Raw genomic sequence first — 23738 nt, 5'->3', positions numbered from 1 at the left:
AAACCGCCCGAAGGCGGTTTTTTCATGGTGCCGAAACGTGGCTTACAGCTGCGGGCCGGCGGCCTTGATCGCATCGGAAACCTCGAATTTCTTGAAGTTTTCGATGAACTGCTTGGCCAGGCCCTTCGCCGCCTCGTCGTAGGCAGCCTTGTCAGCCCAGGTGTTGCGCGGGTTGAGCAGATTGGTCTCGACGCCCGGAACGGCCTTCGGCACGTCCAGGTTGATGATCTCCAGGTGCTCGGTTTCCGCGCCGATCAGCGCGCCGCTCTGGATCGCCGCGATCACGCCACGGGTGGTCGGGATGTTGAAGCGCTTGCCGACGCCGTAGCCACCGCCGGTCCAGCCAGTGTTGACCAGGTAGACCTTGGAGCCGAAGGCCTTGATGCGCTTGATCAGCAGCTCGGCATAAACGCCGGCCGGACGCGGGAAGAAAGGAGCACCGAAGCAGGTGGAGAAGGTCGACTTGATACCGCCGCCGGAACCCATCTCGGTGGAGCCGACCAGCGCGGTGTAGCCGGACAGGAAGTGGTAGGCCGCCTGCTCATTGTTCAGGATCGATACCGGCGGCAGTACGCCGGTCAGGTCGCAGGTCAGGAAGATCACCGCGTTGGGCTCGCCGCCGAGGTTCTTCTCCGAACGCTTCTCGACGTGCTCCAGCGGGTAGGCGGCGCGGCTGTTCTGGGTCAGGCTGTCATCGGCGTAGTTGGGCACGCGCTCTTCGTCGAGAACCACGTTCTCCAGCACGGCGCCGAACTTGATGGCTTTCCAGATGACCGGCTCGTTCTTCTCGGACAGGTCGATGCACTTGGCATAGCAACCGCCTTCGACGTTGAACACCACGCCCTCGCCCCAGCCGTGCTCGTCGTCACCGATCAGGTAACGGCTTTCATCGGCGGACAGGGTGGTCTTGCCGGTGCCGGACAGGCCGAAGAACAGGGTCACATCGCCCGCTTCGCCGATGTTGGCAGCGCAGTGCATCGGCAGCACGTCGCGCTCGGGCAGCAGGAAGTTCTGCACGGAGAACATGGCTTTCTTCATCTCGCCGGCATAGCGCATGCCTGCGATCAGCACTTTCTTCTGGGCGAAATTGAGGATCACGCAACCGTCGGAGTTGGTGCCGTCGCGCTCGGGCACGCATTCGAAGTTGGCGACATTGAGGACCTGCCACTCGTCCTTGCCGGCCGGGTTGTACTGCTCCGGCTCGATGAACAGGCAACGGCCGAACAGATTCTGCCAGGCGGTAGCGGTGGTCATCTTCACCGGCAGGTAGTAAGCCTCGGCGGAACCTACATGAACATGGGAAACGAAATGGTCCTGGGCGTTGTTGAACGCTTCCACGCGGGCCCACAGCGCATCGAACTTGTCGGCCGGGAACGGACGGTTGATGTTGCCCCAGGCGATCGCGTCCTTGGTGCTCGGCTCTTCGACGATGAAACGGTCGACCGGCGAACGGCCGGTGCGATGGCCGGTACGTACGACCAGCGAGCCGTTGGCGGCCAGTTCGCCCTCACCGCGGCGAATGGCTTCTTCTACCAGTTGGGCGGCGCTGATATCGGTGTACACGGCGTTGTTGGCTTGCGTCATGTGGTTCCCCGTCGGCCAGAGGCCGAGTCCTCCAAACTTCGTAGCGCTTCAAAAAACTCACTACAGGAAAAAAGTGGCGGGATTATGCCAGAAAAGCCCGCTGGATGAAAAATCGTCAGTGGCGGGTCTCGGAAGGCCCCTGGCTGCCAGCGCCAGCGAACAACTGGGCGACGTCGGAGGCGTCGAACAGGTAGCGCTGGTTGCAGAACTGGCAGTCGATGCTGATCGAGCCTTCTTCCTCCTCGAGCAGCCGCTCGCAGTCGGCCTGCCCGAGACTGACCAGGGCGTTGGCCGAACGTTCCCGCGAGCAACTGCAATGGAAGACCAGCGGTTGCGGCTCGAACAGGCGCACGGTTTCCTCGTGGTAGAGGCGGTGCAGGACGGTCTCGTTGTCCAGCGCCAGCAGCTCTTCGGCGGTCAGCGTGTCGGCCAGGGTGGTCAGGTGCTGCCAACTGGCCTCGCGGGCCTCGGGGTCCTTCAGGCGGTCGGCGGGAAGCTGCTGCAGCAGCAGGCCGCGGGCACGGCGGCCGTTGGCGTTGAGCCAGAAACGGGTCGGCAGCTGTTCCGAGCTGGCGAAGTAGTTGGACAGGCATTCCGCCAGGTTCACCCCCTCCAGGGCGACGATCCCCTGGTAGCGCTGGCCCCTGACCGGGTCCACGGTGAGGGTCAGCACGCCTTCGGGCATCAGTTCCTGCATGCCGGCGTCGGCGCCGATGGACTCCGCCGAATAGCGGGCCAGGCCACGCACCTGGCGGTCGCTGGAACACTCCACCATCAACAGCGGAACCGCGCCGCTGGAACGCGCCTGCAATACCAGCAGGCCGTCGAACTTGAGCGTGCCGCAGAGCAGCGAGGCCGCCGCGAGCATCTCCCCGAGCAGCTGCGCGACCGGTTCCGGATAGGGATGTTTGGCCAGCACTTCGCTGTAGCTGCGCTCGAGATCGACCATCTCGCCGCGCACGTCGGTATCGTCGAAAAGGAAACGCTGGCTCTGATCTGAATGGGACATGCGGGACACAACGCTACGAATGAGGGAATGACAAGTGAGTGACAAAGGCCTATAAAAGCGCGCTTCGTGACAGTCGTACGCCGACCCGGCGCCGATAGGGGGAAACGATTTTATGGATAATGCCTCTCCGTTCCAAGCGGCCTGGCAATGGCGCAAGTTCGCCATCTGTCATCTTCTGGCGCTCCTGCTGCTGATCCTGTGGCTCTGGGGCCCCACCCGCGAGCTGATGAACGGCTTCGACTTCTGGCTCTTCGACAAGCTCAACGGCTCCCTCGCCCTCAACGAAACCTGGCTGAAACTCTGGGGCCTGCTCAGTACCCGACCGTTCGACGCGGTGGTCGGGGTGATCCTGCTCTGCCTGCTGATTCGCGGCGACTGGCTGCTGCCGGCGAACCAGGTACGGCGGCTGACCTTCGGCTTCATCGTGACCCTGCTGATCCTGGTGGTGATCCGCGTGCTCTACGCGAAGATCGCCCACCACCTGCACTGGCAGCACGCCAGCCTGTCCATGCTGATGGACAAGGCCATCCACCTCAGCGACCACTTCCCGGACTGGGAACGCGTGTGGGAAATCAAGGACCGCTCCAAGCGCAGCTTCCCCGGCGACCACGCCTCGGTGCTGCTGGTCTGGGCGCTGTTCATGTCGCTGTTCGCTCGCCGCGCCGGGCAGTTCCTGCTGATCTGGACCCTGGCCGTGCTGTTCATGCTGCCGCGCCTGGTAGCCGGCGCGCACTGGGGCCAGGACGACTACATCGGCGGCCTGCAGATGGCCCTGCTGGCCCTCGCCTGGGGCTGCTACACACCGCTGGCGGCGAAGGCCAGCGGCTGGCTGGTGCAGGTGACCGAACCGCTGTTCCGCCTGCTGGCGAAATTGCCGCTGATCGGCCGCCTCGGCGTGGTCCGCGACTCGGCCTGAGGCCATCCCGGTCTCCCCTGCGGGAGACCGGCGCTTCTCAGTCCTGGCCGCCGCGCAACTGGTGGATCTGCCGCCGCTGCTTCTTGCTCGGCCGCCCCTCTGTCTGTACGCCCAGCGCCCCGGCCTTGCGCATGGCCGCCGCGCGCTCGCGGCTTGCCACGCTGTCCGCGGTTTCCTCGTAGAGAGCCTGGGCCTCCGGCGCGCCACGCCGGACTACGGAAAGCGCGCGAATGGTCACGGTTCGCTCGTCGAAGCCCGTACGAATGGTCAACTCCTCCCCTACCCTGGGTTCCTTGCTCGGCTTGCACCGCTCGCCCCGGCAATGCACCTTGCCGCCCTCTATCGCGGCCTTGGCCAGCGCCCGGGTCTTGAAGAAGCGCGCCGCCCAGAGCCACTTGTCCAGGCGCACCTTGTCGTCGTCTTTCTCGCTCACTGGCATTTCCCGTATTCGTTCCGCCGCTGTCTCGCGACTGTCATCGACAGCCGCTAGGTTCGTCTTCGGCATCCTCGGGCAGCCGCCTGGCGGCCGCCCATAGCCCTGCTAGAATGCCGGCAAAACGCCTGGAATGCCTACCCGTGAAGACATTCGACCAGCTTTCCGTCATCGGTCTGCGCGAGTGGATCGCCTTTCCCGAACTGGGCATGGTCGGGCTGCGCGCGAAGATCGACACCGGCGCCAGCACCTCCAGCCTGCATGCATCGGACATCGTTCCCTTCGAGCGCGACGGCGAGAAGTGGGTGCGCTTCACCGCCCACCTCGGCACGCTGGTGCAGCGCCGGCACCGTTGCGAAGCGCCGATGGTCGCGCGCAAGAGCATTCGCAGCTCCAACGGCCAGGCCCAGACCCGCTACGTGATCCGCACCACCCTGGCGCTGGGCGATCGCATGTGGCCGGTGGAGTTCACCCTGGCCTGCCGCAAGTCCATGCGCTATCGCGTGCTGCTCGGCTCCAAGGCGCTGATCGCCGGGCAACTGGTGGTCAACCCGGCCCTGGCCTACGTCCAGGATCGTCCCGAGTCGCCGGCCGCCCTGCCCGCGGCGACGGGCATCAACCTGCTCGACGGGAGTCCGGTTTGAGCCATTCGCCGGCAGCACCTGTCCAACCTCCATCCATTCCCGAAACGGCCGGTCCAATGCCTGCCGCGACGACAACCCACAGCCTCGCCGCCGCTGCCCGCCAGCCGGTCCAACCCATCCACAGGTGCTGAATGAAAATCGCCGTGCTGTCGCGCAATCCCCGGCTCTACTCGACCCGTCGCCTGGTGGAGGCCGGGCGGGAGCGCGGCCATGAAATGGTGGTCATCGATACGCTGCGCGCCTACATGAACATCGCCAGCCACAAGCCGCAGATCCACTACCGGGGACAACCGCTGGAGGGCTTCGACGCGGTGATCCCGCGCATCGGCGCCTCGGTGACCTTCTACGGCTGCGCGGTATTGCGCCAGTTCGAGATGATGGGCGTGTTCCCGCTCAACGAGTCGGTCGCCATCGCTCGCTCGCGGGACAAGCTGCGCTCGCTGCAACTGCTCTCGCGCAAGGGCATCGGCCTGCCGGTGACCGGCTTCGCCCACTCCCCGGACGATGTCCCGGACCTGATCGAGATGGTCGGTGGCGCACCGCTGGTGATCAAGCTGCTGGAGGGCACCCAGGGCATCGGCGTGGTCCTCTGCGAAACCGAGAAGGCCGCCGAATCGGTGCTCGAGGCTTTCATGGGGCTCAAGCACAACATCATGGTCCAGGAGTACATAAAGGAAGCCGGCGGCGCCGACATCCGCTGCTTCGTGGTCGGCGACAAGGTGATCGCCTCGATGAAGCGCCAGGCAGCGCCCGGCGAGTTCCGCTCCAACCTGCACCGCGGCGGCAGCGCCAGCCTGATCAAGATCACCCCGGAAGAACGCATGACCGCCATCCGCGCCGCCCGCGTGATGGGCCTGAACGTCGCCGGGGTGGATATCCTGCGCTCCAACCATGGTCCGCTGGTAATGGAGGTGAACTCCTCGCCGGGCCTGGAAGGTATCGAATCCACCACCGGCAAGGACATCGCCGGGATCATCATCCAGTACCTGGAAAAGAACGGCGGCCCCCACCTGGCCAGGACGAAGGGAAAGGGGTGAGCCGGACCAGACAACGCATGCGTTGTCCCAGCGCATCGGACGCACCGCATTACGCTGGCGATCCCGGCCTCGACAGAAGGTCCATGCCACGCTTGAATGAAGCACCGCCGCAACCGATGCCGGAAACCCCGCCGAACCCCGGGCTCTTCCGGCACTCGAATCCTTTCCTGACGCTTCATGGAATCGCCGCATGACCCCTCGTCCCTCCTCCGACCAGACCTGGCAGCCCATCGACGGCCGGGTGGCGCTGATCGCGCCAGCCTCGGCCATCGCCACCGACGTGCTGGAGGCGACCCTGCGGCAACTGGAAGTGCACGGCGTGGACTACCATCTCGGCCGCCACGTCGAAGCCCGCTACCGCTACCTCGCCGGGACCGTCGAGCAGCGCCTGGAAGACCTGCACAACGCCTTCGACATGCCGGACATCACCGCGGTCTGGTGCCTGCGCGGCGGCTACGGCTGCGGCCAGTTGCTGCCGGGCCTGGACTGGGGGCGCCTGCAGGCGGCCTCGCCGCGGCCACTGATCGGTTTCTCCGACATCTCGGTGTTGCTCAGCGCTTTCCACCGCCACGGCCTGCCTGCGATCCACGGCCCGGTGGCCACCGGACTCGGTCTGTCGCCGCTGAGCGCCCCCCGCGAGCAGCAGGAGCGGCTAGCCTCTCTGGCCTCGGTCAGCCGCTTGCTGGCCGGAATCGACCATGAACTCCCGGTGCAGCACCTCGGCGGACACAAGCAACGCGTCGAAGGCGCGCTGATCGGCGGCAACCTCACCGCCCTGGCCTGCATGGCCGGCACCCTCGGCGGCCTGCACGCCCCGGCGGGGTCGATCCTGGTCCTGGAGGACGTCGGCGAACCCTACTACCGCCTGGAGCGCAGCCTCTGGCAATTGCTCGAAAGCATCGACGCGCGCCAGCTCGGCGCGATCTGCCTGGGCTCGTTCACCGATTGCCCGCGCAAGGAAGTCGCCCACAGCCTGGAGCGGATCTTCGGCGAATACGCCGCCGCCATCGAGGTGCCGCTCTACCACCACCTGCCCAGCGGGCATGGTGCGCAGAACCGGGCCTGGCCTTACGGGAAGACCGCGGTGCTCGAGGGAAACCGGTTGCGCTGGTAGGGACGGGGCGCGCCCCTCTCCGTAAGCGCGAGAGGGGGCGGGAAGTGCCGCTGGAACGGCGCAAACCCGCCGGGTATCAGGCCGCGCCGCGCGGCAGCAGCAACCCCAGCGGCAGGCAGACCCGCGCCTCCAGGCCGCCGCCATCGCGGTTGCGCAGTTCGACGCTGCCGCCGTGCTGGGCGGCGATGCGCTTGACGATCGCCAGGCCGAGGCCGGTGCCCTTGCCGCCACGCGCCTTGTCGCCGCGGATGAAGGGATTGAAGATGCTGTCCACTTCCGCGGGATCGATGCCCTGGCCGCGATCGAGCACACTCAGCACCACGTAGGGCGCCGCGCTTTCGCCGGCCACGTAGCTGGCCACCTCCACCGAGCCGCCACCGTGGTTCAGGGCATTGTCGATCAGGTTGCCCAGCAGACGCTTCATCGACACCCGCCGCAACGGCATCGCCGGTACCGGCTGCAAGGCCATGCGCACCTGCTCGCGAGTCTGGTTGAACGGTGCCACCACCTCGCGCACCAGGTCGGTCAGGTCGCCCTCCTCCACCGGCTCGTCGCGGCCGTCGCGGATGAAGGCGAGGAACTGGTCGAGGATCGCATCCATGTCCTCGATGTCGCGGACCATGTCCTCGACCATCTCCCGTTCGCTCTCCGGCAGCAACTCCAGCGACAGGCGCAGGCGTGTCAGCGGGGTGCGCAGGTCGTGGGAGACACCGGCCAACATCAATTCGCGTTCGCGCCCGCCCTGCTCGATGTCCTCGGCCATCTGGTTGAAGGCGCGATACACCTCGGCCATTTCACTCGGCGTCTCCGGTCCCAGCGGCAGGTGCACGCTGCGCCCCTGGCCGAACTGGCGGGCGGCGACCACCAGGCGCTTGAGCGGCTGGCTGAGCTGGCGGACGAAGATCCAGGCGGCGGCGGTGGAGAGCAGGCCGATGCCGAGGAACCAGCCGAGCACGCTCCAGATCCGTTGGCCACGCAAGGGATGCGGATACAGCGGCACCGCCAGCCAGCCTTCGCCGAGGCTCGGTGCGCGCACCCAGAGCTGCGACGGCTGGTGGATACGCAGGCGGGTCTCGGTGTCCGGCCCCAGCTCCATCTGCATCTGCCGCTGGAAGATTTCCGTGTACGGCCAGTGCTGCTCGCCGGGCTGGTCGGCGCTGCTCGGCACCCAGCGCAGGCCGGAAGCCTTGGCGATGGCCGCGCGCGACTCCTCGTCGGCAGCCCAGAACGCGCGGATGGTCAGCGCCGCGCCGTGGCTGTACTGGCGGTCGACGATCACGTCCTCGTTCATCAGCAGGTAGACCAGGGTCAGCGCCTTGGAGAACAGCACGACGATCAGCACCAGCCAGAGGGTGCGGGCGAAGAAGCTTTGCGGGAACCAGAGCGGCGTTTTCATCGATCGGACCGGTTGCGCGCCGGCGGACGGGGCCGACGCCTGTTGCGGGTAAGACGACGCGGCCGGTGCATCGCTGCACCGGCCACGCGGAGACTCAGGCCTTGCGCGCGTTGCCGTCCGGCACGAACACGTAGCCGACGCCCCAGACCGTCTGGATATAGCGCGGCTTGGACGGATCCGGCTCGATCAGCCGGCGCAGGCGCGAGATCTGCACGTCGATGGAACGCTCCAGGGCATCCCACTCGCGGCCACGGGCGAGGTTCATCAGCTTGTCCCGGGTCAGCGGTTCGCGGGCGTGCTGCACCAGGGCCTTGAGCACGGCGAACTCGCCGGTGGTCAGCATGTGTACCTCGTCGCCCTTCTTCAGTTCGCGGGTGGCGAGGAACAGCTGGTAGTCGCCGAAGGTCACCACCTCGTCGGCACCGGCAGGCGCGCCGGGCACCAGCGGCGCCTGGCGGCGCAGCACGGCCTTGATCCGCGCCAGCAGTTCGCGCGGGTTGAACGGCTTGGCCAGGTAGTCGTCGGCGCCCAGTTCCAGGCCCTGGATGCGGCTGCCCTCGTCGCCCTTGGCGGTGAGCATGATGATCGGCACCTGGTTGTTCTGTTCGCGCAGGCGGCGGCAGGCAGTGAGGCCGTCCTCGCCGGGAAGCATCAGGTCGAGCACAACCAGCTGGAACAGTTCGCGGGATAGAAGGCGATCCATCTGCTCGGTGTTCTCCACCGCGCGGACGCGGTAGCCCTGCTCGTCGAGGAAACGTTCGAGCAGGCGGCGCAGGCGGGCGTCGTCGTCGACGACGAGGATCTTTTCACCTTCGGCCAGGGCGGCAGGGTTCGACATAGAAACTCCCAGAATGAGTCAGGCGGGCATTATCGCCCAGGTAGCGGCTGGGCCGGACTGTCCATTGTTAGCAGATTTTTCCCCGACCAGCCGCCCTCCAAGGCGAAACTTGGCAGGTATAATGCGGCGCTTTTGCGGCGGGGCGTTGTCTACACGGCCCGTTTTCGTTCGTTTTACCAGGTGGATCAATGGACAGCATCAACACCCGTATCGCCGAAGAGCTCTCCGCACTGCCCTCCGGCCGCGTTCAACCGCAGCAAGTCGCCGCTGCCGTCGCCCTGCTCGACGAAGGCTCCACCGTTCCCTTCATCGCCCGTTACCGCAAAGAGGTCACCGGCAGCCTCGACGATACCCAGTTGCGCATGCTGGAAGAGCGCCTGCGCTACCTGCGCGAACTGGAAGAACGCCGCGGCGCGATCCTCGCCAGCATCGAGGAACAGGGCAAGCTGACCCCCGAACTGGCCCGCGACATCAAGCTCGCCGACACCAAGACCCGTCTCGAAGACCTCTACCTGCCTTATAAGCAGAAGCGCCGCACCAAGGGCCAGATCGCCCTGGAAGCCGGCCTCGGCGCGCTGGCCGACGCACTGTTCGACAACCCGACCCTGGTCCCGGAAAGCGAGGCCGCGCGTTTCGTCGACGCCGAGAAAGGCTTCGCCGACGTCAAGGCGGTGCTGGAAGGCGCCAAGTACATCCTCATGGAGCGCTTCGCCGAAGACGCCACGCTGCTCGACAAGCTGCGCGTGTTCATGAAGAACGAAGCGACCCTGACCGCCCGCGTGGTCCCCGGCAAGGAACAGGAAGGCGCCAAGTTCAGCGACTACTTCGAACACGATGAGCCGCTGAAAAGCGCCCCGTCGCACCGCGCCCTGGCGATCTTCCGCGGACGCAACGAAGGCGTCCTCAGCGCCTCGCTGAAGGTCGGCGAGGAAGCGCCGGGCACCCTGCACCCATGCGAGGTCATGATCGCCGAGCGCTTCGGCCTGTCCAACCAGGGCCGCGCCGCCGACAAGTGGCTGGCCGAGGTGGTGCGGTGGACCTGGAAGGTCAAGCTCTATACCCACCTGGAAACCGACCTGTTCGGCGAGCTCCGCGACGGCGCCGAGGACGAGGCGATCAGCGTGTTCGCGCGCAACCTGCACGACCTGCTGCTGGCCGCCCCGGCCGGCCCGCGCGCCACCCTCGGCCTCGACCCGGGCCTGCGCACCGGGGTCAAGGTCGCGGTGGTCGACGCCACCGGCAAGCTGCTGGACACCGCCACCGTCTACCCACATGCGCCGAAGAACCAGTGGGACCAGACCCTCGCCGTGCTCGCCGCGCTGTGCGCCAAGCACCAGGTCGAGCTGATCGCCATCGGCAACGGCACCGCCAGCCGCGAGACCGACAAGCTGGCCGGCGAACTGATCAAGAAGTATCCGGGCATGAAGCTGACCAAGATCATGGTCAGCGAAGCCGGCGCATCGGTGTATTCCGCCTCCGAACTGGCGGCGAAGGAGTTCCCCGAGCTGGACGTGTCCCTGCGCGGCGCCGTATCCATCGCCCGTCGCCTGCAGGACCCGCTGGCGGAGCTGGTGAAGATCGAGCCCAAGTCGATCGGCGTCGGCCAGTACCAGCACGACGTGTCCCAGCTGAAGCTGGCGCGTAGCCTGGACGCGGTGGTCGAGGATTGCGTGAACGCCGTCGGCGTCGACGTCAACACCGCCTCCGCCGCCCTGCTGGCACGCATCTCCGGCCTCAACTCGACGCTGGCGCAGAACATCGTCGCGCACCGCGACGCCAACGGAGCGTTCCGCACCCGCGACGAGCTGAAGAAAGTCAGCCGCCTGGGCGAAAAGACCTTCGAGCAAGCCGCCGGCTTCCTCCGCGTGATGAACGGCGACAACCCGCTGGACGCCTCGGCGGTGCACCCGGAGACCTATCCGCTGGTGCAGCGCATCGCCGCCGACACCGAGCGCGACATCCGCTCGCTGATCGGCGACTCGGCGTTCCTCAAGCGCCTCGACCCGAAGAAGTTCACCGACGAGACCTTCGGCCTGCCGACCGTCACCGACATCCTCAAGGAACTCGACAAGCCCGGCCGCGACCCGCGTCCGGAGTTCAAGACCGCAGAATTCCAGGAAGGCGTCGAGAGCCTCAAGGACCTCAAGCCGGGCATGGTCCTGGAGGGCGTGGTGACCAACGTCACCAACTTCGGCGCGTTCGTCGACATCGGCGTCCACCAGGACGGCCTGGTGCACATCTCGGCGCTGTCCGAGAAGTTCGTCAAGGATCCGTACGAAGTGGTCAAGGCCGGCGACATCGTCAAGGTCAAGGTCATGGAAGTGGACATCCCGCGCAACCGTGTCGGCCTGTCCATGCGCATGAGCGACACCCCCGGCGAGAAGGTCGAAGGCCAGCGCGGCGGGCGTCCCACCGGCAGCGGCCAGCCGCGCCAGGAGCGTGGCGCCCCGCGCGGACAGAGCGCGCCGCCGGCGAACAACGCCATGGCCGCGCTGTTCGCCAACGCCAAGCAACTGAAGAAGAAGTGACGGAGCCGTCCATGAGCGAGATGCCCGCCCGCGAGCAGATGATCAGCGCCTACAGCGAACTGGTCGGCCTGGACCCGGTCAGCCTCGGCGACGGCGTCGCCGAGGTACGCCTGCCGATGGCCGCGCACCTGCGCAACCGCGGCGGGGTCATGCACGGCGGCGCGCTGTTCTCGCTGATGGACGTGACCATGGGGCTGGCCTGCTCCAGTTCCCATGGTTTCGACCGCCAGAGCGTCACCCTGGAATGCAAGATCAACTACATCCGCGCCGTCGCCGACGGCGAGGTGCGCTGCGTCGCCCGCGTACTCCATGCCGGGCGCCGCAGCCTGGTGGTGGAAGCCGAGGTGCGGCAAGGCGACAAGCTGGTCGCGAAAGGACAAGGCACCTTCGCCCAGCTGTAAACCGGCGCGGCCGCCATGCGGCAGAATGGCGCGCAACGGCGATCCCGATCCGTGCCGGGCGCCCGCCTCGACGGCTCCCGCCGAAGGCGCGGCGACCGGCCCCCGGACGAAGCGAAAACGCATTTACGTCCTCCCTCTTGTAGACCGCTCGGTCCACCCTCATATTGGGGCGACCGATCTGGGACGCGATCACAAGGAATCCCGACTTGAGCGATCTTCTCTCCCGCCGCCTGGCTCTGCTCGGCGCCGCAGCCAACCTGCCCCTGCTGACCGAGTGCCTGCATGGCATCGAGCGCGAATGCCTGCGAGTCGATAGCGACGGCAAGCTGGCGCTCACCCCCCACCCCCGGGCCCTGGGTTCGACCCTGACCCATCCGCAGATCACTACCGACTACTCCGAGGCCTTGCTGGAGTTCATCACGCCCACGGAAACCGACGTCGCCGACACCCTAGCCGATCTCGAGCGCATCCACCGCTTCGCCAGTTCGAAACTGGACGGCGAATACCTGTGGAGCCCATCGATGCCCTGCGAGCTGCCGGACGAAGAGAGCATCCCGATCGCCCGCTATGGCAGCTCGATGATCGGCCGCCTGAAGTACGTCTACCGCAAGGGCCTGGCGCTGCGCTACGGCAAGACCATGCAGTGCATCGCCGGCATCCACTACAACTTCTCCCTGCCGGAGAGGCTCTGGCCGCTGCTGCGCCAGGCCGAAGGCAGCGAGCTGTCGGAACGCGACTACCAGTCCGCCGCCTACATCGCCCTGATTCGCAATTTCCGCCGCTACAGCTGGCTGCTGATGTACCTGTTCGGCGCCTCGCCGGCCCTCGACGCCGGCTTCCTGCGTGGCCGCCCGAGCCAGTTGGAGCGCCTCGACGAACACACGCTCTACCTGCCCTACGCCACCAGCCTGCGGATGAGCGACCTGGGCTACCAGAACAACGCCCAGGCCGGCCTGACGCCCTGCTACAACGACCTGCAGAGCTACATCGACAGCCTGCGCCAGGCGGTCAGCACGCCCTACCCGCCCTACGAGAAGGTCGGCACCAAGCAGGATGGCGAGTGGGTGCAGCTGAACACCAACATCCTGCAGATCGAGAACGAGTACTACTCGAGCATCCGGCCAAAGCGCGTCACCTACACCGGCGAGCGTCCGGTGCAGGCCCTGGCCGCTCGCGGCGTGCAGTACGTGGAAGTGCGCTGCCTGGACATCAACCCGTTCCTGCCGCTGGGCATCGACCTGGACGAGGCGCGCTTCCTCGACGCCTTCCTGCTGTTCTGCGCGTTCAGCGACAGCCCGCTGCTGAACGGCGAGTGCAGCGACGCCACCGACAACTTCCTCGCCGTGGTCAAGGAAGGCAGGCGGCCGGGCCTGCAATTGCAACGTCGCGGCCAGCCGGTGGAATTGCAGGTCTGGGCCAACGAGCTGCTCGAACGAATCGCCGACACCGCGGCGCTGCTCGACCGCGCGCGCGGCGGCGAAGCCCACGCGGCGGCGCTGGCAGCGCAGCGGGCGAAGGTGGCCGATGCGGAACTGACGCCTTCGGCGCAGGTGCTGAAGGTCATGCGCGAGCGCGGCGAGAGCTTCGAAGCGTTCTCCCTGCGCCAGAGCCGCGAACACGCGGAGTATTTCCGCCAGCATCCGCTGGCCGCCGAAGAGCAGGCGCGCTTCGAGAAGATGGCCAGCGACTCCCTGGCCGAACAGACGGAGCTGGAACGCGACCAGGATGGCGACTTCGATACCTTCGTCGCCGCCTACCAGGCGAGCATCCTCGGCCTGATCAGCAACTGAGCGAAGCCGGCGCGCCCCTGCGCCCAGGGACGCGCCGGCGGATCACAGGCTCTTCTCGAATACCTGCGAATTGCGCTGGAAGTTGTACAGCGAGGCCCGCGCCGCCGGTAGCCGCTCTACGCTGCTGGGCTGGAAGCCGCGCTCGCGGAACCAGTGCGCGGTCCGCGTGGTGAGCACGAACAGGGTCTTCAGGCCGAGTCCGCGCGCGCGCTCCTCGATCCGCTCCAGCAGTTCGTCGCCACGCCCGCCGTGGCGGTACTCCGGGTTGACCGCCAGACAGGCCAGCTCGCCCGCCTCGGAATCGGCGATCGGGTAGAGCGCGGCGCAGGCGATGATCAGCCCTTCGCGCTCGACGATGCTGAACTGTTCAATCTCGCGTTCCAGCACCTCGCGGGAACGGCGTACCAGGATGCCCTGCTCTTCCAGCGGGCGGATCAGCTCGATCAGCCCGCCAACGTCCTCAATGCCCGCCTCGCGCAACTGTTCGAACTGCTCCTGGGCGACCAGGGTGCCGTTGCCGGTGCGGGTGAACAGCTCGCTGAGCAGCGCGCCGTCCTCGGTGTAGCTGACGATATGGCTGCGCTTGACCCCGGCCCGGCAGGCCTGCGCCGCGGCGTCCAGCAGCTCGGCCTGGTAGCTGTTGCCCAGCCGTTGCAGGTGCGCGGGCACCTGCTGCGGGCGCAGTTCGCGGACCAGCTTGCCGGATGCGTCCAGCAAGCCCTGTTCGGCGCCGTAGAGAATCAGCTTTTCCGCTTCCAGGTCGATGGCGGCGCGCATGGCCACGTCTTCGCAGGCCAGGTTGAAGATTTCCCCGGTCGGCGAGTAGCCCAGCGGCGAGAGCAGGACGATGCTGCGCTCGTCGAGAAGGCGGCCAATGCCCTTGCGGTCGATGCGACGGACCTCGCCGGTATGGTGGTAGTCGACACCCTCGACCACGCCGATCGGCCGCGCGGTGACCAGGTTGCCGCCAGCGACCCGCAGGCGCGCGCCCTGCATCGGCGAGGCGGCCATGTCCATCGACAGCCGCGCCTCGATGGCGATGCGCAGGCTACCCACGGCGTCGATGACGCATTCCAGGGTCGGTGCATCGGTCACTCGCAGGTCGCGGTGATAGCGCGGAGCCAGGCCGCGCGCGGCCAGGCGCGCCTCGATCTGCGGGCGCGAACCGTGCACCAGCACCAGGCGCGCGCCGAGGCTGTGGAGAAGGACCAGGTCGTGGACGATATTGCCGAAATTGGGATGCTCCACCCCTTCGCCGGGGAGCATGACCACGAAGGTGCGGTCCCGGTGCGAGTTGATGTAGGGCGAAGCGTGACGTAACCAGTTGACGTAGTCGGGCATGGTGGGGAAAGCCTGTCGTTTCGTGAGCGAGAGCAAAGCGTGAGCGGCCGGGACGGCCCGAAGGGCGCCGTTATCGTCGTCGCAGCAACATCGACAGGCTTCTCCTCACTTTCTGGTTAACGAGACGGATGGATCACGCGCGAGTTTAAACCCTCGGCGGCCCCGCAGCGGCGGGATTCGACCATGGTACGGGGCGTGGGGCCGGACCGAACCGTTTTACCACTATTTCTGAAAAAAACTATCCGAAAACCCCGGTTAACTCGCGCAGCGCTTTTTCGCTAGGCTGCCTCGTTCGCCGTGCCGTCCGGCGCGCAACCACGCGAACGAGGAAAATCCATGAGCGAATACTTCCATCACGTCCTGGTCGGCCTGCTCGCCGTGCTCCCGGTAGCCAACCCGCTGACCAGCGTTTCACTGCTGCTCGGCCTCGGCGGCAGCCTGCCGCCGGCGGAGCGCAACCGGCAGATATTCAAGGCCAGCCTCTACGTGGCGCTGATCATGCTGGTCAGCTTCTACGGCGGCAGCCTGGTGATGCAGGTGTTCGGCATCTCCATTCCCGGCCTGCGCATCGCCGGCGGGCTGATCGTCGCCTATATCGGCTTCACCATGCTGTTCCCCGCCACCACGCCGGACGAGACCGAAGTCCAGCACGACCTGCTGTCGGACGAGGAAAAGATCACCCCGCACTTCCGCGACCTGTCCTTCGTTCCGCTGGCCCTGCCGGGTACCGCGGGGCCGGGGACCATCGCCCTGGTGGTCAGCTCGGCGTCGACGCTGCAATCCACCTACGGAAGCATTCCGCTGTTCATCCACCTCGCGGCGATCACCGTCACCCTGCTCACCGCGCTGATCTTCTGGATCGCCCTGCAAAGCTCCGGGCGCATCATGAAGTTCCTCGGCGAATCCGGGATCGACGCCATCTCGCGAGTGGTCGGCTTCCTGCTGGTGGCGATGGGCGTGCAGTTCGTCATCAACGGCGGCTTCGAGCTGGTCGCCGGCCACGCCGCGCTTCAGTCGGCGGCGGGCGTCAGGCAGTAATGCTGGATCAGCCGGCGCAGCACGCCGACCATCGGTTCGATACGCGCCAGTTCGAGGTGCTCGTCGGGCTGGTGGGCACAGGCGATGTCGCCGGCACCGAGGACCAGGGTCTCGCTGCCCAGGCGCTGGAAGTACGGCGCCTCGGTACCGAACGCCACGGCCTCGGCGCGATGCCCGGTCAGGCGTTCGGCGACGCGTACCAGTTCGCTGTCCTGCGCCTGTTCGAACGGCGGCACGGCAGGGAACAGCGGCTGGTAGTCGATGCTCACCTGGTGCCGTTCGGCCAGCGGCCGCAGGCGCTGGCGGATCGCCTCGCGCAACTGCTCGGGCTGCATGCCGGGTAGCGGGCGCAGGTCGAATTCCAGCGAACACTGGCCGCAGATGCGGTTGGGATTGTCGCCGCCGTGGATGCAACCGAAGTTCAGGGTCGGCTGGGGCACGCTGAACTGCGGGTTGTTCCAGGCCTGCTGCCATTCCCCGCGCAGCGCCATCAGCTCGCCGATGGTCGCGTGCATCGCCTCCAGGGCGCTGCGCCCGAGGTTCGGATCGGACGAATGGCCGCTCTGCCCGAGAATCTCGATGCGCTCCATCATCACCCCCTTGTGCAGGCGGATCGGCCGCAGGTTGGTCGGCTCGCCGATCACCGTGGCGCGACCCAGCGGTCGCCCGCTTTCGGCGAGGGCACGGGCGCCGGCCATCGAGCTTTCCTCGTCGCAGGTGGCGAGGATCATCAGCGGCTGGCGGAACGGCTGGTCGAGCAGCGGCAGCAAGGCCTCGATGGCCAGCGGGAAGAAGCCCTTCATGTCGCAACTGCCGAGGCCGTACCAGCGGCCGTCGCGCTCGTCCAGGCGCAGCGGATCGCTGCTCCACAGCGCTTCGTCGTAGGGCACGGTATCGGTGTGGCCGGCCAGCACCAGCCCGCCGGGACCGCTGCCGTAGCTGGCCAGCAGGTTGAACTTGCCCGGCGAGACTTCCCGGATCTCGCAGCGGAAGCCTAGATCGCCCAGCCAGGAGGCCAGCAGGCCGACCACCGGGCGGTTGGTCTGGTCCAGCTCGGGCTGGGTGCAACTGACGGAAGACGCGGCGATCAGCGCGCCGAACTGGTCTTTCAGAGACGGCAACGGCATGGGACTCTCCACACGGATCAAGCCCCATCATGGCCTATCGCGGCAGTGGATAAAACCGTCCGTTCCGGTTCCGCCTGCGCCAGCCGACGAAGACCGCGCTCAGGCACCGAACAGCGCGCGCAGGACCAGGAAGAACAGGATCGCCAGCAACGCGCCGGCCGGCAGGGTCACTACCCAGGACAGGAAGATCGAGCCGATCACCCGCAGGTTGAGCGCGCCGATGCCGCGCGCCATGCCGATGCCGAGCACCGCGCCGACCAGGGTATGGGTAGTGGACACCGGCAGGCCGATGGCCGAGGCGCCAACCACCGTGGAGGCGGTCGCCAGCTCGGCGGCGAAGCCGCGGCTGGGGGTCAGCTCGGTGATCTCCCGGCCGATGGTGGCGATCACCCGGTAGCCATAGGTAGCCAGGCCGATGACGATGCCCACCGCGCCCAGCAGCAGTACCCAGGACGGCACCGGTGAGCGGGTCACCAGTTCCAGGTCGCCGCCGGCCTGGACCACCGCGACGACCGCCGCCACCGGGCCGATGGCGTTGGCCACGTCGTTGGCGCCATGGGCGAAAGCCATGGAGCAGGCGGTGAAGATCATCAGCACCGCGAAGACCCGCTCGACGCTGGCGAAGCCGCCACGCGGATCGGCTCCGCCAGTGGGTCGGATGCGCAACAGCAGGACGATGCCCAGGCCCATCACCAGGCCACCGGCGAGCAACGCCAGGCCCAGCGTCTGGAGGCCGGAAAGCTCCAGGCCGACATGCTTCAGGCCCTTGCCGACGGTCATCAGCGCGACCATGAAGCCCGCCAGGAACATGTACAGCGGCACGTAGCGGCGCGCGCTGCGGAACGGGTCCTCGGCATGCAGTACCAGCCACTGCACGCTCCTGAACAGGGCGAAGGCGAGCAGCCCGGACAGCACCGGCGTCACCACCCAACTGGCGACGATCGGGCCGATCGCGCCCCAGTGCACCGCGTGCACCGAGACACCGACCGAGGCGAAGCCGATGATCGCGCCGACGATGGAGTGGGTGGTCGACACCGGCCAGCCCTTGATCGTCGCCAGCAACAGCCAGACCCCGGCGGCCAGCAAGGCCGAGAGCATGCCGAAGACCAGCAGGTCGGGGGTCATGTACTGCGGGTCGACGATGCCGCTCCTGATCGTTTCGGTGACTTCGCCACCAGCGAAATAGGCACCGCAGAACTCGAAGACCATGGCCACCAGGATCGCCTGGCGGATGGTCAGAGCGCGCGAGCCCACCGAAGTGCCCATGGCGTTGGCGACGTCGTTGGCGCCGACGCCCCAGGCCATGAAGAAACCGAACAGGCAGGCGAGTACGAGGAAGGCGAAGCCGTGGTCGGCGATCAGGGACATGGGCGGTATCCGTGTGCAGGCAGGGTCGGAAAGAAGACCGGCGCTCACCGCGCCAGCAATTGCTCCAGGCGGTTGCCGACCCGCTGGGCGCGGTCGGCGACATCGCCGATCCATTCGATGATCTGGTAGAGGAACATCACGTCCACCGGCGGCAGCTCGCTTTCCAGGCGGAACAGCTCGCGGCGCACCTCGACCTGGATGCGGTCGGTGTCGTTCTCGATCGCCTCGAGTTCCTCCACCATGCTCTCCACCAGGCTGGTCTCGCGCCCGCCGAAGCCGGTCTCGAGCAGTTCGTTGAGTTCGTTGACCACCCGCAACGCCTGGGCGCTGGCGTCCACCGAGCGCTGCACGTAGGCGAGCATCTGGCCCTGCAGCGGCAGCGGGATGCGCATGCGCCGGCCGAGCATCAGCCCGGCGATGTCCTTGGCGCGATTGGCGACTTTGTCCTGTACACTGAGCAGCTCCAACAGATCGGAGCGCGGCACCGGAAGGAACAGGCTCTTGGGCAGGTGCATCCGGACGTTCTTCTTCAGCCGATCGGCTTCCTGCTCCAGTCGCACCATGTCCTGCTGAACCTGTTCGACCTGCGCCCAGTCCTCGGCGATCACCGCGCGGAAGAACGGCAACAGGCCGGCCGCGCATTCGTGGGCCTTGGCGATGTGCTGCTGCATCGGCCCGATCGGCGAACGGCCGAACAGGCTGATGAACGGATTGGTCGGCATGGAACGCCTCCCTGATGGAAATGCCGAAAAGTATAGGCCACCCACCCCGCGCGCCTTTGATCTGGAACACCTTCACCCGCGGACGCCTGGCGTCCCGAGCCGGACATCGCCCCATGCAGAAAGAAACCGAAATCAAACTCCGCGTCAGCCGCGCCACCCTGGAAGCCTTGCAGGAGCACCCGTTGCTGAAGAAGCGCAACAAATCGGGCTGGGAGCGCCGCGAACTGTACAACCAGTACTACGACACCCCCGGCCGCGAGCTGGCCCGGGCCAAGGTCGCGCTGCGCATGCGCCGCGACGGCGAGCAGTACATCCAGACGCTGAAAAGCCGCGGGCAGAGCGTGGCCGGGTTGTCCGAACGCAACGAGTGGGACTGGTACCTGGAAAAGAACAAGCTCGACCTGAAGAAACTCGACGACAAGTGCTGGCCGGCGGCCCTCAAGGACCTCGACAAGAAGCAGCTCAAGCCGATCTTCAGCACCGACTTCGTCCGCCAGCGCGCCGAGATCGCCTGGGGCCGCGGCAAGGCCAGGGTAGTCGTGGAGGCGGCGCTCGACCTGGGCAAGGTGGTCGCCGGCGACAACCAGGAGGAAATTTGCGAACTGGAGCTGGAACTGCGCCAGGGCGATGCCGCCGCGCTGCTGGAGCTGGCCGCGGAACTGGCCGCCGACCTGCCGCTGATGCCCTGCGACATCAGCAAGGCCGAGCGCGGCTACCGCCTGTTCGACCCGAACAGCTACGAGGTCGATCCCCCGGCCCAGAAACTGCTGGCGGAAACCCCGCTGGACGGTGCCTTCGCCGCCATCGCCTGGTACCTGCTCGGCAGCAGCCAGCGACTGGCCGAACAGTATCGCTTCAACGGCCACTGGCGCCTGCTGGAGGACTGGCTGCAACACCTGCAGGACCTGCGCACCCTGCTCGGCAGCCTCGGCCAGGCGGTGCCACGCGCCAGCAGTCGCGAGCTGCGCGAAGCGCTGGACGCTCTCCTTGCCGACTGGGCGCCGCGCATCGAGCGCGGCCGTGACGACGAGACGCTACGCCAGCAGGCGCCGCAACTGTTCCGCGGCGAACTCGACGAGACCCGCTGGGGCCTGTTCTCCCTGAATGCCTCGCGCTGGCTGCTGGCCAAGGCCTGGACCGAGTCGCGCAACGAGCGCGGCAACCGCCAGGGCTCTGCCGCGCTGGGCAAGTGGCTGCTGCGTAGCCTTGCCGAAGAAGCCCAGGCCACGCCGCTGGCGCGCGCCCACCAGCATCCCGAGCTGCTCCCCGACCAAGCGCCGCGCCTGCAGCGCATGCTTACCTGGTTGCGCCTGGCGCGCGGCGTGCTCGACCTGCCGGAAGCCGACCGCCTCTACGGCGAACTGGCCAAGTTGCTGGAGCTGCTGCGGCAACCTGTCGATGCCGAGCGCCTGGCTGCCCGCGCCGCGCAGGCCCATACTGTGCTGACGCTCAAACCCTGGAAGGCGCTGATGAAATAAGCTTCGCCGCTACCGCCATCATCCGAAGGGAGTCTGCATGTCCGTGTTCGCCACCGCCGCCCAGGACCGCCTGCTGGACCTCGGCGACCTGCTCCGCGAGCTGGTCGCCCAGGGCCGGGTCGGGCAGGAGCAGGCCGAACAGTGCCTGGCGATCCGCCGCAGCGCGGTGCGCAACCAGCAGCATCCGCTGGAGTTCCTCGCCGCGCAGCAGGTCGAGGATCTCAAGCGCCCCGGACGCAAGCTCGACCTGGAGACCCTCACCCAGTGGCTGGCCGAGTACGCCGGCCAGCCCTACCTGCGCATCGACCCGCTGAAGATCGACGTCGCCGCGGTGACTCCGCTGATGTCCTACGCCTTCGCCCAGCGCCATGGCATCCTCGCCGTCGCGCTGAGTCCGGAGGAAGTCACCATCGCCAGCGCCCAGCCCTTCGTACAGGGCTGGGAAAGCAACCTGGTGCATGTGCTCAAGCGACCGATCAAGCGGGTGGTGGCGAACCCGGCGGACATCCAGCGCTACACCGTCGAGTTCTTCCGCCTGGCCCGCTCGGTCAGCGGCGCCACCTCGCCGGACCAGAAGATCAGCGGCGTCGGCAACTTCGAGCAGTTGCTCAACCTCGGCGCCGCCGACCAGGAGCCGGACGCCAACGACGCGCACATCGTCACCATCGTCGACTGGCTGTTCCAGTACGCCTTCCAGCAGCGCGCCAGCGACATCCACATCGAGCCGCGCCGCGAGCAGGGCACCGTGCGCTTCCGTATCGACGGCGTGCTGCACAACGTCTACCAGTTCCCGCCGCAGGTGACCATGGCGGTGGTCAGCCGCCTGAAGTCGCTGGGACGGATGAACGTGGCGGAGAAACGCAAGCCGCAGGACGGCCGGGTCAAGACCAAGACCCCGGACGGCGCCGAGGTGGAGCTGCGCCTGTCGACCCTGCCCACCGCCTTCGGCGAGAAGATGGTGATGCGCATCTTCGACCCCGAGGTGCTGCTCAAGAGCTTCGACCAGCTCGGCTTCTCCGCCGACGACCTGCGCCGCTGGCAGAGCATGACCAGCCAGCCCAACGGCATCATCCTGGTCACCGGCCCCACCGGCTCGGGCAAGACCACCACGCTCTACACCACGCTCAAGCAACTGGCCACCGACGAGGTGAACGTCTGCACCATCGAGGACCCGATCGAGATGATCGAGCCCTCGTTCAACCAGATGCAGGTCCAGCACAACATCGACCTGACCTTCGCCAGCGGCGTACGCGCCCTGCTGCGGCAGGACCCGGACATCATCATGGTCGGCGAGATCCGCGACCTGGAGACCGCCGAGATGGCGATCCAGGCGGCGCTCACCGGGCACCTGGTGCTCTCCACCCTGCACACCAACGACTCCCCCACGGCGATCACCCGCCTGCTCGAACTGGGCGTACCCTACTACCTGATCCGCGCCACGGTGCTAGGGGTCATGGCCCAGCGCCTGGTGCGCACGCTCTGCCCGCACTGCAAGGCGCCGATGCAACTGGCGGACAGCGACTGGCACGAACTGACCCGCCCCTGGAGCGCCCCGCCGCCCAGCGGCGCGCACCAGGCCGTGGGTTGCCTGGAGTGCCGCGACACCGGCTATCGCGGGCGCGCCGGCGTCTATGAAATCATGCTGCTCAGCGATAGCCTGAAAGAACTGATCACCGCCGACACCGACCTGGTCGCCCTGCGCCGCCAGGCGTACAAGGAAGGCACCCGCAGCCTGCGCCTGTCCGGCGCGCAGAAGGTCGCCGCAGGTATCAGTACGCTGGAGGAAGTACTGCGGGTGACCCCGCAGAGCGAACAGAAGTAGCGGCACATCCCGTCGGCGGAGTTCCGACGGTTGCACGGCACAACGCCGGACGGGCCTGCCAGGCCCACAGACAAGGATGTAGACGATGACGAGCGTTCCCCCCGCCGTCCCCGCGCCGACGCTCCCCAGCCGCGGCGCACCGCACCTGCGGCGAGCCGCGAGCGGCGTCCCTGGCTCGATGTGGCTCGGCCGGCCGCCGAGCCGGCGCTGAGGGCCGGCCGATGGAAATCCTGCTGCTACGCCTGGACTTCTGGGACTGGCTGGCCTTCGGTACCATCCTCCTGCTCCTGGAAATCTTCGGTGCCGGCGGCTATCTGCTGCGGGTCGGCCTCACCGCCGCTTGTGTCGGTGCGCTCGGCGCGCTCCTGCCGGGACTGGCCTGGCCTTGGCAGGTAGGGCTGTTCGTCCTGCTCTCCGGGCTGGTCGCCGCCTTGCATCGACGCCGTCGCCGCAAGGCCGGTAGCGTCGAGGAAACGCCAGGGTTGCAGCGACGCGGCGACGACCTGTTCGGCCGCACCTTTCCCTTGCACCGGGCGATCGTCGGCGGGCTCGGCGAGCTGCGCGTCGAGGACGCGTCGTGGCTGGTCAGCGGTCCCGACCTGCCGCGCGGCGCCCTGGTCCGGGTCACCGGCCAGGACGGCGCCCTGCTGCACGTCGAGCCTGCCGCGCCCTGAATCGCTGTAGCTCCCGGCCGGCGGGGGCTGTACGGCAGCGGAAAAAGCGACCGGACGGTCATCCCCGCTGGAACTCCGGGACGGCAAACGCGATCTGATGTAACACGCAGCCCCCTATCAGGAGTTCCCCCATGCGTTCCGTCAAACTCGCCGCCGCCACCCTGGTCATCGCCGCCCTGCCGCTGGGCTCGGCCATGGCCGATACCTTCTGGCGCAACATCATTTCCTCGGGTGCCACCACGGCCTCCACCTACCTGACCTTCCGCCACGACCACAAGCTGATCGTCGCCGCGCAGGACGACGCCGGCAGCTACATCGCCAGCGACGGCGCGATCCGCGGGCCGTACCTGGAAGCCGCCCTGCAAAAGCTGCGCAACGACAACCCGGACCTGCAGGCCAGCGACATGGAACTGGCCAGCGCGATCCTCGCCGGCGGCGAGCAGTCCGCCGTCCAGCAGTAGGCCACGGCGACCTCGCC

Annotated in this window: 21 protein-coding genes; 12 read left to right on the top strand and 9 right to left on the bottom strand. The window is 67.3% G+C overall.

The genetic code is table 11. From position 1 onward, the window contains the following. Nucleotides 1–42: 42 nt before the first annotated feature. Together HMPREF2716_RS14120 and hslO are read right to left on the bottom strand one after the other, a co-directional pair. Nucleotides 43–1584 carry a phosphoenolpyruvate carboxykinase gene (locus HMPREF2716_RS14120; protein ID WP_003100068.1) on the bottom strand — a complete coding sequence of 514 codons (1542 nt, stop codon included), beginning with the start codon at nucleotides 1582–1584 and terminating at the stop codon, nucleotides 43–45. Between the two features lie 115 nt (nucleotides 1585–1699). Further along, complete coding sequence (gene hslO, locus HMPREF2716_RS14115) at nucleotides 1700–2593, bottom strand: Hsp33 family molecular chaperone HslO (RefSeq protein ID WP_003146528.1); 894 nt, start codon at nucleotides 2591–2593, stop codon at nucleotides 1700–1702. A 112-nt stretch (nucleotides 2594–2705) separates the two neighbouring features. Here hslO and HMPREF2716_RS14110 point away from each other — a divergent pair, with 112 nt between their 5' ends. After that, nucleotides 2706–3509, top strand: a complete 804-nt coding sequence (locus HMPREF2716_RS14110) for a phosphatase PAP2 family protein (RefSeq protein ID WP_003114057.1) — start codon at nucleotides 2706–2708, stop codon at nucleotides 3507–3509. 37 nt (nucleotides 3510–3546) lie between these two features. Here the strand turns inward: HMPREF2716_RS14110 and HMPREF2716_RS14105 are convergent, their stop codons facing one another. Continuing rightward, nucleotides 3547–3942, bottom strand: a complete 396-nt coding sequence (locus HMPREF2716_RS14105; protein WP_003120401.1) for an RNA-binding S4 domain-containing protein — start codon at nucleotides 3940–3942, stop codon at nucleotides 3547–3549. A 209-nt stretch (nucleotides 3943–4151) separates the two neighbouring features. Between HMPREF2716_RS14105 and HMPREF2716_RS14100 the strand changes: the two genes are divergently transcribed. From HMPREF2716_RS14100 to HMPREF2716_RS14090, 3 genes are all read left to right on the top strand, one after another. Then, complete coding sequence (locus HMPREF2716_RS14100; RefSeq protein WP_121349114.1) at nucleotides 4152–4586, top strand: retropepsin-like aspartic endopeptidase RimB; 435 nt, start codon at nucleotides 4152–4154, stop codon at nucleotides 4584–4586. A 131-nt stretch (nucleotides 4587–4717) separates the two neighbouring features. Further along, nucleotides 4718–5623, top strand: coding sequence for a 30S ribosomal protein S6--L-glutamate ligase (rimK, locus tag HMPREF2716_RS14095; protein WP_003096254.1), 906 nt, complete (start codon nucleotides 4718–4720; stop codon nucleotides 5621–5623). A 190-nt stretch (nucleotides 5624–5813) separates the two neighbouring features. Next, nucleotides 5814–6737: an LD-carboxypeptidase gene (locus HMPREF2716_RS14090; RefSeq protein WP_003109987.1), complete on the top strand. Its 924-nt coding sequence runs from the start codon at nucleotides 5814–5816 to the stop codon at nucleotides 6735–6737. Nucleotides 6738–6813: 76 nt separating this feature from the next. On the opposite strand, the gene amgS is transcribed toward HMPREF2716_RS14090, so the two are convergent. Both amgS and amgR read right to left on the bottom strand, forming a co-directional pair. Beyond that, nucleotides 6814–8133: a two-component system sensor histidine kinase AmgS gene (gene amgS / locus HMPREF2716_RS14085; protein WP_070621929.1), complete on the bottom strand. Its 1320-nt coding sequence runs from the start codon at nucleotides 8131–8133 to the stop codon at nucleotides 6814–6816. A gap of 94 nt (nucleotides 8134–8227) precedes the next feature. Continuing rightward, entirely contained in the window at nucleotides 8228–8971 is a 744-nt protein-coding gene (gene amgR, locus HMPREF2716_RS14080; RefSeq protein ID WP_003096259.1) for a two-component system response regulator AmgR, read from the bottom strand. A 188-nt stretch (nucleotides 8972–9159) separates the two neighbouring features. Between amgR and HMPREF2716_RS14075 the strand changes: the two genes are divergently transcribed. From HMPREF2716_RS14075 to gshA, 3 genes are all read left to right on the top strand, one after another. Next, the gene (locus HMPREF2716_RS14075; RefSeq protein WP_003163050.1) at nucleotides 9160–11499 is read left to right on the top strand and encodes a Tex family protein; all 2340 of its coding nucleotides are present in this window, start codon (nucleotides 9160–9162) and stop codon (nucleotides 11497–11499) included. Between the two features lie 38 nt (nucleotides 11500–11537). Further along, complete coding sequence (locus HMPREF2716_RS14070) at nucleotides 11538–11900, top strand: PaaI family thioesterase (protein ID WP_042115369.1); 363 nt, start codon at nucleotides 11538–11540, stop codon at nucleotides 11898–11900. A gap of 206 nt (nucleotides 11901–12106) precedes the next feature. Continuing rightward, a complete protein-coding gene (gene gshA, locus HMPREF2716_RS14065) occupies nucleotides 12107–13690 on the top strand; it encodes a glutamate--cysteine ligase (RefSeq protein ID WP_003096264.1) in 1584 nt (527 codons plus the stop codon). Between the two features lie 42 nt (nucleotides 13691–13732). On the opposite strand, the gene argA is transcribed toward gshA, so the two are convergent. After that, a complete protein-coding gene (argA, locus tag HMPREF2716_RS14060) occupies nucleotides 13733–15031 on the bottom strand; it encodes an amino-acid N-acetyltransferase (RefSeq protein ID WP_003096265.1) in 1299 nt (432 codons plus the stop codon). Between the two features lie 336 nt (nucleotides 15032–15367). Between argA and HMPREF2716_RS14055 the strand changes: the two genes are divergently transcribed. Next, the gene (locus tag HMPREF2716_RS14055) at nucleotides 15368–16069 is read left to right on the top strand and encodes a MarC family NAAT transporter (RefSeq protein WP_003096266.1); all 702 of its coding nucleotides are present in this window, start codon (nucleotides 15368–15370) and stop codon (nucleotides 16067–16069) included. Here HMPREF2716_RS14055 and argE read toward each other — a convergent pair. The 3 genes from argE to HMPREF2716_RS14040 form a co-directional block, all read right to left on the bottom strand. Then, complete coding sequence (gene argE / locus HMPREF2716_RS14050; RefSeq protein ID WP_070621928.1) at nucleotides 16042–17196, bottom strand: acetylornithine deacetylase; 1155 nt, start codon at nucleotides 17194–17196, stop codon at nucleotides 16042–16044. The genes HMPREF2716_RS14055 and argE overlap by 28 nt on opposite strands. A gap of 99 nt (nucleotides 17197–17295) precedes the next feature. Continuing rightward, nucleotides 17296–18564, bottom strand: coding sequence for an inorganic phosphate transporter (locus HMPREF2716_RS14045; RefSeq protein ID WP_023107373.1), 1269 nt, complete (start codon nucleotides 18562–18564; stop codon nucleotides 17296–17298). Nucleotides 18565–18608: 44 nt separating this feature from the next. Beyond that, nucleotides 18609–19286, bottom strand: coding sequence for a TIGR00153 family protein (locus HMPREF2716_RS14040; protein ID WP_003096272.1), 678 nt, complete (start codon nucleotides 19284–19286; stop codon nucleotides 18609–18611). Between the two features lie 113 nt (nucleotides 19287–19399). Here HMPREF2716_RS14040 and HMPREF2716_RS14035 point away from each other — a divergent pair, with 113 nt between their 5' ends. From HMPREF2716_RS14035 to HMPREF2716_RS14020, 4 genes are all read left to right on the top strand, one after another. Beyond that, the gene (locus HMPREF2716_RS14035; RefSeq protein ID WP_023085852.1) at nucleotides 19400–20764 is read left to right on the top strand and encodes a CYTH domain-containing protein; all 1365 of its coding nucleotides are present in this window, start codon (nucleotides 19400–19402) and stop codon (nucleotides 20762–20764) included. A gap of 37 nt (nucleotides 20765–20801) precedes the next feature. Continuing rightward, entirely contained in the window at nucleotides 20802–22586 is a 1785-nt protein-coding gene (locus HMPREF2716_RS14030; protein WP_003096276.1) for a type IV pilus assembly ATPase TfpB, read from the top strand. Between the two features lie 221 nt (nucleotides 22587–22807). After that, the gene (locus HMPREF2716_RS14025) at nucleotides 22808–23260 is read left to right on the top strand and encodes an NfeD family protein (protein ID WP_003163052.1); all 453 of its coding nucleotides are present in this window, start codon (nucleotides 22808–22810) and stop codon (nucleotides 23258–23260) included. A gap of 131 nt (nucleotides 23261–23391) precedes the next feature. Beyond that, the gene (locus tag HMPREF2716_RS14020) at nucleotides 23392–23721 is read left to right on the top strand and encodes a DUF2388 domain-containing protein (protein ID WP_003096280.1); all 330 of its coding nucleotides are present in this window, start codon (nucleotides 23392–23394) and stop codon (nucleotides 23719–23721) included. Nucleotides 23722–23738 lie beyond the last annotated feature (17 nt).

Source organism: Pseudomonas sp. HMSC076A11, assembly GCF_001810205.1.
Classification (GTDB): Bacteria; Pseudomonadota; Gammaproteobacteria; order Pseudomonadales; family Pseudomonadaceae; genus Pseudomonas; species Pseudomonas aeruginosa.
This window is presented reverse-complemented; position numbering and strand designations above follow the sequence as displayed.

Bases quoted from the DNA above. Each gene is read 5' to 3' on its own strand.
- HMPREF2716_RS14120 (WP_003100068.1), bottom strand. From the start codon at position 1,584: ATGACGCAAGCCAACAACGCCGTGTACACCGATATCAGCGCCGCCCAA.
- hslO (WP_003146528.1), bottom strand. From the start codon at position 2,593: ATGTCCCATTCAGATCAGAGCCAGCGTTTCCTTTTCGACGATACCGAC.
- HMPREF2716_RS14110 (WP_003114057.1), top strand. From the start codon at position 2,706: ATGGATAATGCCTCTCCGTTCCAAGCGGCCTGGCAATGGCGCAAGTTC.
- HMPREF2716_RS14100 (WP_121349114.1), top strand. From the start codon at position 4,152: ATGGTCGGGCTGCGCGCGAAGATCGACACCGGCGCCAGCACCTCCAGC.
- rimK (WP_003096254.1), top strand. From the start codon at position 4,718: ATGAAAATCGCCGTGCTGTCGCGCAATCCCCGGCTCTACTCGACCCGT.
- HMPREF2716_RS14090 (WP_003109987.1), top strand. From the start codon at position 5,814: ATGACCCCTCGTCCCTCCTCCGACCAGACCTGGCAGCCCATCGACGGC.
- amgS (WP_070621929.1), bottom strand. From the start codon at position 8,133: ATGAAAACGCCGCTCTGGTTCCCGCAAAGCTTCTTCGCCCGCACCCTC.
- amgR (WP_003096259.1), bottom strand. From the start codon at position 8,971: ATGTCGAACCCTGCCGCCCTGGCCGAAGGTGAAAAGATCCTCGTCGTC.
- HMPREF2716_RS14075 (WP_003163050.1), top strand. From the start codon at position 9,160: ATGGACAGCATCAACACCCGTATCGCCGAAGAGCTCTCCGCACTGCCC.
- HMPREF2716_RS14070 (WP_042115369.1), top strand. From the start codon at position 11,538: ATGATCAGCGCCTACAGCGAACTGGTCGGCCTGGACCCGGTCAGCCTC.
- argA (WP_003096265.1), bottom strand. From the start codon at position 15,031: ATGCCCGACTACGTCAACTGGTTACGTCACGCTTCGCCCTACATCAAC.
- HMPREF2716_RS14055 (WP_003096266.1), top strand. From the start codon at position 15,368: ATGAGCGAATACTTCCATCACGTCCTGGTCGGCCTGCTCGCCGTGCTC.
- argE (WP_070621928.1), bottom strand. From the start codon at position 17,196: ATGCCGTTGCCGTCTCTGAAAGACCAGTTCGGCGCGCTGATCGCCGCG.
- HMPREF2716_RS14045 (WP_023107373.1), bottom strand. From the start codon at position 18,564: ATGTCCCTGATCGCCGACCACGGCTTCGCCTTCCTCGTACTCGCCTGC.
- HMPREF2716_RS14040 (WP_003096272.1), bottom strand. From the start codon at position 19,286: ATGCCGACCAATCCGTTCATCAGCCTGTTCGGCCGTTCGCCGATCGGG.
- HMPREF2716_RS14035 (WP_023085852.1), top strand. From the start codon at position 19,400: ATGCAGAAAGAAACCGAAATCAAACTCCGCGTCAGCCGCGCCACCCTG.
- HMPREF2716_RS14030 (WP_003096276.1), top strand. From the start codon at position 20,802: ATGTCCGTGTTCGCCACCGCCGCCCAGGACCGCCTGCTGGACCTCGGC.
- HMPREF2716_RS14025 (WP_003163052.1), top strand. From the start codon at position 22,808: ATGGAAATCCTGCTGCTACGCCTGGACTTCTGGGACTGGCTGGCCTTC.
- HMPREF2716_RS14020 (WP_003096280.1), top strand. From the start codon at position 23,392: ATGCGTTCCGTCAAACTCGCCGCCGCCACCCTGGTCATCGCCGCCCTG.